General features: G+C 59.5%; 10 protein-coding genes. All 10 read right to left on the reverse strand.

Annotated features, from left to right (window positions below; translation table 11 throughout):
• Positions 1-338: 338 nt before the first annotated feature.
• The 10 genes from ABX749_RS08050 to ABX749_RS08095 all read right to left on the reverse strand — a co-directional run bounded on the left by ABX749_RS08050 (position 339) and on the right by ABX749_RS08095 (position 11,180).
• On the reverse strand, positions 339-1,079 hold the full coding sequence (locus tag ABX749_RS08050; protein WP_372895523.1) for a DUF1559 domain-containing protein: 741 nt from the start codon (positions 1,077-1,079) through the stop codon (positions 339-341).
• A 46-nt stretch (positions 1,080-1,125) separates the two neighbouring features.
• Positions 1,126-2,937: a V-type ATP synthase subunit A gene (locus ABX749_RS08055; protein ID WP_372895524.1), complete on the reverse strand. Its 1,812-nt coding sequence runs from the start codon at positions 2,935-2,937 to the stop codon at positions 1,126-1,128.
• A 130-nt stretch (positions 2,938-3,067) separates the two neighbouring features.
• On the reverse strand, positions 3,068-3,727 hold the full coding sequence (locus tag ABX749_RS08060; protein WP_372895525.1) for a hypothetical protein: 660 nt from the start codon (positions 3,725-3,727) through the stop codon (positions 3,068-3,070).
• 6 nt (positions 3,728-3,733) lie between these two features.
• Complete coding sequence (locus ABX749_RS08065; protein ID WP_372895526.1) at positions 3,734-4,444, reverse strand: hypothetical protein; 711 nt, start codon at positions 4,442-4,444, stop codon at positions 3,734-3,736.
• Between the two features lie 4 nt (positions 4,445-4,448).
• The gene (locus ABX749_RS08070; protein ID WP_095736334.1) at positions 4,449-4,913 is read right to left on the reverse strand and encodes an ATP synthase subunit C; all 465 of its coding nucleotides are present in this window, start codon (positions 4,911-4,913) and stop codon (positions 4,449-4,451) included.
• The gene (locus ABX749_RS08075; protein WP_372895527.1) at positions 4,913-6,814 is read right to left on the reverse strand and encodes a V-type ATP synthase subunit I; all 1,902 of its coding nucleotides are present in this window, start codon (positions 6,812-6,814) and stop codon (positions 4,913-4,915) included. The genes ABX749_RS08070 and ABX749_RS08075 overlap by 1 nt, the downstream gene beginning before the upstream one ends.
• 15 nt (positions 6,815-6,829) lie before the next feature.
• Positions 6,830-7,420, reverse strand: a complete 591-nt coding sequence (locus tag ABX749_RS08080) for a V-type ATP synthase subunit D (protein ID WP_095736332.1) — start codon at positions 7,418-7,420, stop codon at positions 6,830-6,832.
• Positions 7,417-8,736, reverse strand: coding sequence for a V-type ATP synthase subunit B (locus tag ABX749_RS08085; RefSeq protein ID WP_372895528.1), 1,320 nt, complete (start codon positions 8,734-8,736; stop codon positions 7,417-7,419). Before ABX749_RS08085 ends, ABX749_RS08080 begins: the two co-directional genes overlap by 4 nt.
• Before the next feature lie 155 nt (positions 8,737-8,891).
• Entirely contained in the window at positions 8,892-10,793 is a 1,902-nt protein-coding gene (locus tag ABX749_RS08090) for a propionyl-CoA synthetase (protein ID WP_372895529.1), read from the reverse strand.
• Between the two features lie 57 nt (positions 10,794-10,850).
• Entirely contained in the window at positions 10,851-11,180 is a 330-nt protein-coding gene (locus ABX749_RS08095; RefSeq protein ID WP_372895530.1) for a hypothetical protein, read from the reverse strand.
• Between the last annotated feature and the right edge of the window lie 229 nt (positions 11,181-11,409).

Below are 11,409 nucleotides of genomic sequence, written 5' to 3' on the forward strand. Positions count from 1 at the left end.
ATATTGGCAAGGCCCCGTCGCCTCGTCCACTACCGCCTACCCGAAACGCAAGGTGACAAGGAATACTAGGGCTCCGGCCAAACTTAATTTCGGTGTAGCGTAACTCGCAAGCGGCTCGTTGATCGAGTGAGCCGCGACGCGTCAGCGGCTGGGCGCGACGGACTTTACCCGTGGCCTCACGGCCAGCGGCTCACCGATCGTGTTGACGGAGCACTCGTCCCAAGGCATGTCGTTGAGAACGAAAGCGACCCTTCGCCGGATCGACGCCGTCGAACGTGCCTTCGAGGAATCGCAATGAAAACACTTGTTACAGAAACCCATTTCTTATCGGTGCAGCTCTACTGCGTTGAAGGGCTTGGATGAGAGTGCAGCTCGACAGGCTCCTCATTTCCCGATCGGGTGACTAGGCTTTCAAAGTCAGATGGTGTGATCGTGCGAGGCAAAAACAGAGCGGCTCCATCAGCCATGACTGCGTTGAAGCCACGATCGTGGATACCCATTCCGTCAGCGATCTCGGCATACATTTCCGTTGAGGGTAAATCAAAAGGCGACATCCAGTGAACGGCATGGGTTCTTGTCTCACTGATAAGCAAGGTCCCTCTGATCGGATCATCAATCGAGGAACGGGCATTTGGGACGGAGCCCGACAGGACGGAATCGTTGTGGAGACAGGCGACATAATTGGTATGTGTCGGTGGAGTCTCTCCGATGCAAGCAGGGCAGCGGAACACGTCCGGCATCATCGCCGCAAGCTTTGAATTGTTCGGGCCGTCCCATGGTTCATCAAACCGGTACCTGTCGTACAAATCTTGTTGATTGAGGTACGGCAGGAGGAGGACACGCCAGCTATGGGAAGGTTGCTCATCGTCACCGGGAATGAACGCGGGAGGAAATGTGCCGTGATCAATTTCGTATTGTCGAAGCGCCAGCCCAATCCATTTCATGTTGTTCGCGCACATCATACGTTTGGACGCCGGGAATCCGGGGCCCTGACGTGGCGAGCAGATCCACCAGCCGATGGCGATCGCGAGCAGGACTGTTAGGACGGTGGTCGCGCGTTTGATAGCGATTCGTTGCATTGGAGTGACTGGAATCACAGCATGCGTTCTTTCAGACGCATTTCGGTCAGCTGGCATCGACGACCAATGCGGTGGCCTGGAGCTCTGAGATCCGGTTGCGGAACCGTTTGAAATCGTCGGAGTCACTTTTGGCGGTGTTGAGGTTTTTGAACAGCCCGATCAGCTCGGTGAAGAACACCCGGGCTTGCTCTTTGTCTTCGAACCCGTACTCGTCGTTGATCAGCTTCTGGCAGAGCAGGAACGTTTCCTTTTGTCGTTCCAGCGGCACCGAGACGTCGACCGGATCAAAGGCGTCTTGTTGCAAGTACACCATGTCCAGGAACATCGCTTTTTGGTACGTCACGTAATCTTCGATCGAGATGCCTTCTTCGCCGGTGACCTGCATCATCTGGTCGATACTTTCGCCGTCTCGCAACAACTGGTGCATCGCCGAAACGCCGGCGGTCCAATGCGGATCGACTTCGGATTTGAAGAATGATTCGAGCTGATCGCGATAGCGAGACCACGAAATCAGCGGATCGATGGCGGGATAAAAACGTTTGTACGCACGGTCGTAGGACAGTCCCAAAAAGCATTTGACCGTCCCCAGTGTCGACTGGGTGACCGGTTCTTCAAAGTTGCCGCCGGCGGGTGAAACCGATCCGATCAGGGTCAAACTGCCGGTCGTGCCGTCCGCCATCCGCAACACACCGGCGCGCTCATACAGTTCCTTGATCGCACTGTCCAAATAAGCCGGAAACGCCTCTTCGCCGGGGATCTCTTCCAGCCGTCCGCTGGTTTCCCGCATCGCCTGGGCCCAACGCGATGTCGAATCGGCCAACAGCAACACGTCCAGCCCCATTTGCCGATAGTATTCGCCCAGCGTGATGCCGGTGTAGATGGATGCTTCGCGGGCAGCGACCGGCATCGACGAGGTGTTGCAGATGATGATCGTGCGATCCATCAGCTTTCCACCGGTCCGCGGATCGGGCATTTCGGCAAAGTCATGAATCGTTTCAACGACTTCGCCCGCCCGCTCGCCACAGGCCACCACGATCACCACGTCGACGGTGCTGTAACGCGCGATCAATCCCTGCATCACGGTTTTGCCCGCCCCGAACGGGCCGGGGATGCAGGCGGTCCCGCCACGGGCAATCGGAAAGAACGTGTCGATGATTCGCGTGGTGGTGATCAGCGGTTGCGACGGGAACTCCCGCTCGATCAGCCGCTGTTGCTGCATCAGCGCCGAGATCGGTCGACGAACGGGCCACGTTTGCACCAGCGGGATCCGCATCTGGCGGCCCTTGGCATCCGTCAACGTGGCCACCGTCGCGTCGGTCCGCCAGCGGCCCTCGGCGATCGCCTGGACCGTCATCGTGCCGCTTGCATCAAAGGGAACCATCACCTTGTGAACGATGTTCTTCTCAGGAATGGTCCCCAGCACCTGACCGGCGACGACCTGATCACCGACCTGACACACCGGGGTGAAGTCCCACCGTCTGGCCGGGTCGAGCGCGGCGACGTCGCGACCGCGTTTGAGAAAGAACCCGTCCAACTGGGCCAACTCGCTGAGCGGGTTCTGCAACCCGTCATAGATCGTCCCCAGCAACCCCGGGCCGAGTGACACCGACAACATCTCACCGGACAGCTCGACTTTGTCACCGAAACGCACGCCGTCGGTTTCTTCGAAAACTTGCAATTCGGCTTGGTCGCCGTTGACCCGCAGGACTTCGGCCTTCAAGCGTTCTTCACCCACGCACACGTAGGCGACCTCGTTCTTCATGATCCGTCCGCCGGACACTTCGATACGAACGATGTTCCCGTTGACCCCCAAGACCTTGGCGGTGGCAGAGTCTTGATCGTTGGCGGTAGCGTTCATTGAATTCCCAGGTATCGACGAAGAGAAAAAAATCCGTGGCGTAAGCAGCCGGCTTGCGTCTGGCCTCGCCCCAATCGGCCTGTGCATGAGTCGGCGTCATTCGGGTCACCCATCCAACTGGAGTAGCACATCAGCAATTCACCCCACCGGTTTGCAGGATGTCATCGACCAAGTCGTTGAACCGTTGTCTGCCACATTGTTCATTTTGGCTTGCCCAACGATGCAGGATCTCCCATCGCGCCAGGTACAACACGACCGACTCGAACGAAAACGTGTACTGATCGTTCCATCGACTCCAGTGATTCCACAGTTCTGTGAACAGGTGCCACTGGGCCCGTCGCGGTTGATGGTCTTCGATCGCCTGGCAGAACCGTGGCAACCAACGGAAACGGTCGTTGAGCCGAAAACAAGGTTCATCCCAATGCCGTTGGATCCAGACGGCCAAGGGCAATTCGGGAAACTCGGGCGGAGGCAACCCGCCGCGTTGGCATCGCAGCGCCGCGACCAGCATCCGCATCTCAAATCGATGGTGAACCAGCAGGGCGACCAACGGGTGCCGGATCTCCGCGACCAGGCGACGGTGCGTGGCGCGAATTTCGGCATCGCTGCGGTCGCGTGGCTGACGGTCCCAACGAAAGAAGTCAGAAACTTGCTGGACGGTTTGCCGGTCGTGGTGGTCGAGCATGGAAACCCTGTGCCGCAACGTGGCGGCGGAGATCGGGATCGGCCCGTCATCAAACTCGCGTGGCAACTGCGGCAGCGATGCCATCAGCGTGTAGTAGGACTGCATGTCAAATCAGGCATCGTTGGCGAGGGAACTGATCCGTTGACGAAACTTGGGTGCCAAGAAACGCATCAGCGCCGCGGTGACCGCCTCGTCGCTGAAGTTGATCTCGATGTCATCGTCGACGATCTGGATGCGAAATCCGTGCGTCAACGATCGATCGGCTTGCAAATGAACGCCCTGCCGCAACATGTCTGCGGCTTGGCCTTTGACGAACGCCTCGATCGACTTTGCGCCGTCCGGGGAGACCAGAAGTTTCAGCTTGGCCGTTTGATCCGACTGGGCGCCGGCGGGCCCGGCACCGAGCGTCGCGATCGCTTGGGTGGCCATTTCTCGGATCAGTTCGGCGACAAATTCGGCGTCTTCGAATTGCTCGCGCACCAATCCGCCGACCCAGCCGCGGAATTCGTGTTGCAGTTGTTCCTTGAGGTGCAAACTGGCATCGCGGCTGGCCAATTCGAGCGCCCGCTTGCCGTTGGTCTGCGTCCGCTCGGCTTGCAGCTGAGCTTCGCTTGCGATCGTGGCGGCTTCGGCACGAGCCGCGTCGATCAACTTGGCGGCCTGCTTCTTGGCTTCGGCCAACAAGGCCTCGGCCTGCTGCTGGCCTTCCTGAACGCCTTCGGACTTAAGCCGGTCGATCAGTTCTTGAACGCCCACACTGGCGTCCGCTTTGGCGTCTGGCTGGGGTTGAGCCGCCTTGTCGACGGGGGATGAAGTTGACATGGAATCAGGAACCTCCAGCCGCTGAGGGCAATCCGCCCGCGAGGATCAAGGCAAACACAAAGGCGAACACGGCGAAACCTTCGACGATCGCCGCGGGTGCCACCGACAATCCAAACACTTCGGGTTTACTCTTGGTCGCGTGAATCGCCGACGCACAACACTTGCCCTGGAACCAGCCGCTGAACAACAACGCCAGTCCGCACAGCGTGCCGATCGCGAACATCCCCGGAGCCGCTTGGATCTGGAAACTGCCGTTCATCGACAGCATCACGACAATCCCATAAATGGTTTGCGAGGACGGCAGCGCGGAGACACCGATCAGTCGCCCGTAGCCGCCTTCCACATCCAACATCGCCCCGCAAGCGGCTTGACCACCGGCGGCGCAGCCCAAGATGCTGCCGATCGCCCCCAAGAACAGCGGGGCATAGATCCCGATCCTGCCCAACATTTCCACCATCGGTTCGTCCATCACTTGTTCGCTCTCATTTCAAAGGCTTGGAACGGTTGCCCCTCGTCAGTCAGGGACCAGCTAAAGAATTCAATACAGGTCAAACGCAGCCCGTGGACGACGCCTCCGACCACTGCCAGGACGAAGTTCAGGGTGTGGCCCAATAGAAAGACCAACAAACCCAACAAGATCCCCACGCCGGGCACCTGCGCCGCATCGGACGCCATCTCGTTGAACAACAGCGCCAATTGAGCACTGGCCAACCCCAACGCGAACAGTCGCAGGTAACTGAGCGCGTCGCCGAACGCCTTGGTCACACCGGTCAGCCCCAAGGCGCCATCGAGACAGCGTGCCAGCAGGTCGCGTGGACGTGTTGAAAAGACGGGCCGCGTGCTGGAAAAGCAAAACACGAGCAGCAACCCGACACCCAACATCCACCAGCCACCGGCGGCGACCGTTTCCGACCACGCGGCGGAGTCTCCGCCAAGGTGTCCCGCCACCAGCGCCATCACGTCGGGCTTGGGCAGCATGGTCAAAGTCAACAACCACCCGCCGATCAAAGCGACCACCCAGCCGACCGAGGACAACGCATGACCGCTGCCCAGCCAGCGCCAGGCGACCACCGCGTTGGCCAGCACCAGATGAAAGACTCCGATCGTGGCCGAAATCAACATCATCGCCTCGCGATCCTGCATGATCGAATTGTCACCGCTCTTGATCACCAGTCGGTCCAACCAACTCCCCGGTGCCGGCGCGACGCCGAAAAAGCTTCCGATCATCAGCCCATAGACAATGGTCACCACGACCATGAACACCGCCAGTTGTCGGAACTGACGTCCCGCGGCGGTTCGGCCGAGCCGCCGCGCGGTCAGTGCCACAATGCAACCGAGCACGACTCCGTAACCGGCGTCGGCCAGGATCATGGCGAAGAACGCGGCGAAGGAAAAAAACATCACCCAGGTCGGATCCCAGGATCGATAGCCGGGGGTCATGAAGAACGTGACGGCACCCTCGGCACCGGCGATCGGACGCGGGTTGCTGAGCAACGTCGGTGGCAATTCGTCCATTTCGGGAGCCCGCTGATGCAACGCCAACGTGTTTTCCCGAGCAAAGGTTTCCAGCGCCGCCAGTTTGCTGCGTGGCGCCCAGCCTTGCAGTGCAAACACCGGACCATCGACCAACGAACGCTGCTTCGCGTTCAACCGCGCCGTTTCATCCTCGGTCACCGCAAGCGCTCGACGCAAACGATCCAGCCAACGGGTCAGCGCGATGCGTTGCACTTGCAGCCGTTCGCGTTGTTCGCCGATCTCCGCCAGTCGCGACTGCAGCTGCGACAACGGACGCGGATCCAACTCCTCCGGATCGCAGGGCATGTGGGCGGGCGGGTGTTTCGCGATGATCACCCAGTATTCATGTTCTGAGTCGGTGTTGACCACACTGACACAGCAGTCCGCTCTGACGCTAGCCGGCACCTGGCGGACCTCGCGATGCAACAGCCGGTAAAAGAAGAATTGTTGTCCTCGCAATTCGTCGGTCGCCGGCAATCGGAAGTCGCCCCACGGACGGGTTTGTTCGATCTTTTCGGCAACCTCCTCCTGTTCGTCGGCCAGTTCCCGCGATTCAGATTCGATCCGTAAGACTTCTGCGGCGATTCGCGTGACGTCAGCAGGATCCGAGACGGTCTTTGTCGAACCGCGCCGCGTGGAACGTGACGGCGGAGGACGTTTTTCGGGGCAACTGTCCAGATAGGCGATCGCCGCTTTCAAGTCATCGGCGCCGATCGCCGTCCCCTGCGGCTTGCTGCCATCGTTGACCAGATCCACCAGATGGACACAGCCCAATCGTTGCAGTTCCAACAAAACCTGGTCGCGATCTTTCAAATCACCGATCAAAGTCACTCGTTGCAGCGGAACAATGGCCATCTCTTGATCTTCCGCCTAACGTGACTTGGCAATTTTTGATCGCACGACGGCCGCGCGTTCTTGGTCGGACAGGAAGATCACGATTCGGCGAATATTCTCCTCCGCTTTGGGAATCAACACCTTGTCGAACAGATTCACCCGTTGCGTCACGCGGCGCAGCGCCGCGCCCAATGCGTCGGTTCGCTTTTCCGCAATCCTCATTCGCACCCGCAATCCCACCATCTGCTTGAGTGCTTCGACGAGGGAATCGACCCAGAACGGAATCGCCAGACGCGAATAGGGATCGACTTCCAAACGCAGTCGGCCGAACTTGGGGATGGCGGTACCGACGACGTTTTCCGTTTTGATTTCAACCTCGGCCACTCGCACCCACTGGGCCATCTCGGTGATGTCGATCGTGGAACCGCCGATCAGCGGGTACAGCGATTGCAACTCCTCACCGACGCGGTGGACTTCGGCCGCGATCTCCGCCAGTTCCTGTTTCGACTGCCGCCACGCGGCTTGCAACTGCTGACGCTTCAGTTCCAACGAAGGCAAGAACCGGCGATACAGTTTGGCTTGATCGCGTTGCCGCTTCAGCGTCGTTTTGTTCAGCGCAAGTGTCATGATGCTGGGTAATACTTGTTCAACAACTTTTCGCGAACCAACAGCTCTTGTGGCTCAAAACATTCCGCCATCGTTTGCCATCCCAGGTCCAATGCTTGTTCCAGCGGCACGGCGACGTCGAAACGCATGAATCGCTGCGTGAACAGCTCGCCGAATTTCAACAGTTTGTGATCCATCGCCGACAGCTCGAACGCCATCTGTTGTTTCTGTTCGGCTTGACGGGCTCCGGAATACAAGCGGATCATGGTGTTCATCACCGCCGAATGATCCTCGCGAGTGACTTTACCGATCACTTGTTGTTTCAACCGCGAGAGCGAACCGAAGGGGTCGATCATCCCATCGTGCAAATAAAACTGTCCTTCGGTGATGTAGCCGGTGTTGTCGGGCACGGGATGGGTCACGTCGTTGCCGGGCATGGTGGTCACGGCCAGCAGCGTGACCGAACCGGCACCGCGATAATCACACGCCCGCTCGTAGCGCAACGCCAACTGGCTGTACAAGTCGCCCATGTAGCCGCGATTGGACGGGATGCGTTCCATCGCCACGCCGATCTCTTTCAGCGCGTCGGCGAATGCGGTCATGTCGGTCATCAGCACGAGCACGCGTTTGTTTTGTTCGACGGCAAACCGCTCGGCGACTTTCAACGCCAAGTCGGGGGCCAGCAACCGTTCGACGATCGGATCCGACGCCCGATTGGCGAACATCACCGTGCGGGGGAACACGCCTTCGTTTTCGAAGGTGTCGCGAAAGAAGTGGAACTCATCAAAGATCAGCCCCAGCCCGCAAAACACGACCACGTCGGCGTCGGCTTGGATCGCGATCCGAGCCAGCAGTTCGTTGTACGGCTCGCCGGCGATCGAAAAGATCGGGATCTTTTGACTTTCCACCAAACAGTTGAAGACGTCGATCATGGGGACCTTGGTCTCGATCATCTTCGAGGGCACGACCCGCATCACGGGATTGACCGAAGGCCCGCCGACGTCGACACGCCGTTGTCCGAGCAATTCCGGACCGCCGTCGACGGGCTGGCCGACACCGTTGAAAATGCGGCCCAAGATGTCATCACAGAAAAGCACTTGGGCGGCGTGCCCCAGAAAACTGACCCGCGCGTCCGAACGCAGCCCCTTGCCGCCGGCGAACACTTGCAGCGAAACACGTTCGTGATCAATCTCGGTGACTTGAGCCAACGACGTCGTCCCGTCGCTGTTCTTGACCCACGCGAGTTCGCCGAGCGCGACGCCACTGGCGTGGATCGTCAGAATGTCTCCGACGATCGAGAGCACTCGGGTATGTGAAAATAGTTCAGGAAAAGGCACAGTGGAGTTATCCGCACAGGCGTATGAATTCACAGCATCATCACGTCAATGGCTGTTTGAATCAATGTCATTTCGAAACGATCACTTCGACAGACGCCTCACCGCAGCCAACTTGGGATGCAACCGGCGAAGTCATCATGACGTCTAGCGATCGACTAGGTTGCGTTGGTCGCAGACACCCCCTTACGGTCAAGCAGCGATAACAACTCATCGAGCACGCTGGGATCTTCAATCGTGGAGGGCAGTTGCCACGTTTTGCCTTCGGACATCAAGCGCATCGTTCTCCGCAAGATCTTTCCCGAACGCGTCTTGGGTAACCTGTCGGCCAGGATCACGTGTTTGAGCGCCGCGATCGGCCCCACCTGATCGCGCACTCGCTGGATCAGTTCCGCTTCCAAGACCTCCGGATCCAGCATCACATTGGATTTAAGCACCGCAAACCCCACCGGCACCTGGCCTTTGAGCGCGTCTTCCACGCCGATCACCGCACATTCGGCCACCGCCGGATGCGACGCCAGTGCCTCTTCCATCGTTGCGGTGGAAAGACGGTGGCCGGCAACGTTGATCACGTCATCCATCCGGCCGGTGATATAGAAATATCCGTCCTCGTCGCGATAGCCTCCGTCGCCAGAGGAATAATAACCGGGGTGCTCGGTCAGATAGGCGTTCCTGAATCGTTCGGTGTTGCGCCACAAGTTCGGCAGACACCCCGGTGGCAACGGCAACCGGACCACCACCGCGCCTTCTTTGTTGGGCGGCAACTCTCGCCCACCTCGATCCACGATCCGAATGTCATAGCCGCAAGCCGGCTTGGTGGCCGAACCGGGACGCAGCGGCAACAGTTCCATGCCCGCCATGTTGGATATCATTGGCCAACCGGATTCGGTTTGCCACCAGTGGTCGATCACCGGGACGCCGAGCACGCGTTCGGCCCACTGAAGCGTGGCGATGTCACACCGCTCGCCGGCAAGGAACAAATAACGAAGACAACCTGTGTCATAATCGCGCGCCCGCAGCCCGTCCGGGTCGTCGCGTTTGATCGCGCGGATTGCCGTCGGCGCGGCAAACATGGATCGCACTTGGTGTTCCGCGACGACACGCCAAAAGGCCCCGGCATCGGGAGTGCGAACCGGTTTGCCTTCATACAGCACCGTGGTGCAACCCTGTATCAGTGGCCCGTAAACGATACACGAATGCCCCACCACCCAGCCAACATCCGACGCGGCCCAAAAGACTTCGCCCGGTTCAACGCCATAGACGTTCTGCATGCTGAACTTCATCGCGACGGCATGGCCACCGTGGTCACGGACAATCCCTTTCGGACGTCCGGTCGTGCCGGAGGTATAGAGCACGTAGAGCGGATCGGTGGCGAGGACGGGAACACAGTCGGCCGGTTCAGCGGTCGCGGCCAATTCGTCCCAATCCCAATCGCGCCCGGGCTGCAAATCAACACGATGAACCTCGCGCTGATACATCACACAGTGGGACGGCGCGTGGACCGCTTCGGCCAACGCGGCATTGATGATCGTCCCATAGTCAATCACGCGATCACGCTCTTTCCCCGCGCTGGCCGCCAGGATCACCTTGGGTTGCAAATCGTCAATCCGGACCGCCAATTCGTGCGGTGCAAACCCTCCGAACACCACCGAGTGGATGGCGCCCAAGCGGGCGCACGCCAGCATGGCCACGATCGTTTGTGGAATCATCGGCATGTAGATGATCACGGCGTCGCCTTGACCGACGCCCAGTCGACGCAACACGCCGGCGAACCGGGCCACCTGATCGAGCAGTTCTCGATACGTGTCGGTCCGCGTCGTGCCCGTCACCGGAGAATCATAAATCAACGCCGGCTGATCGCCGCGTCCCTGTTCAATTTGCCAATCCAACGCCAGGTAGGCGGTGTTCAGTTGGCCGTCGGGGAACCAGCGGAAAAACCCCTGCTCGTCTTGAGACAGAATCTGGTCGGGCTGGCGATACCAAGCAATCTGACGCGCCTGCTCGCGCCAAAACGCTTCAGGCTGTTCGATGCTGTGACGGTACTGCTGCTGATAGGTCATCTTGCCTACATCCCTGACCGCGGCGTGTGATGCCGCGGCTGATCGATCCTACACGACTTATTTGCCCCGACCTTTTCCTTTGGATCCTCCGCCCCCAGACCCACCGCCGTTGCCGCGACCGCCGCTGCCTCGGCCACCGCCACCGCCACCGCCACCGGAAGCCTTGAGCCCGCCGAATCCGCCGCCGGATGCTTTGAGTCCGCCATCGTTCCCACGGCCACCGGAAGCCTTGAGCCCGCCGCGGTTGCCAAAGTCGCTGCGGTTGCCAAAGTCGCTGCGATTGATCGGGGGTGAAGACGATTGCCGGGGTGTGTACGATCGGCCTTGCGGGATCGAACGCCCCGGCGGCGAGGACCTGAGATCCGGGATCGAGCGGAGGTTTGGCACCTCGCGGTTGCTGGACCTGCCGAAACCGGACGGCGGCGTCGACTCGTTGCCACGCGGTGATCCGAATTGACGAACCGGCGGCGATATTTTGTCAGACGTCGGCGCCCGATTCACTCTGCCGCCTCCCCTGATGTCATTGCCTCTGATGTCATTGCCTCTGATGTCATTGCCTCTGATGTCATTGCCTCTGATGTCATTGCCTCTGATGTCATTGCCTCTGATGTCATTG

Source organism: Stieleria sp., from assembly GCF_041595215.1.
Lineage (GTDB): Bacteria > Planctomycetota > Planctomycetia > Pirellulales > Pirellulaceae > Stieleria > Stieleria magnilauensis.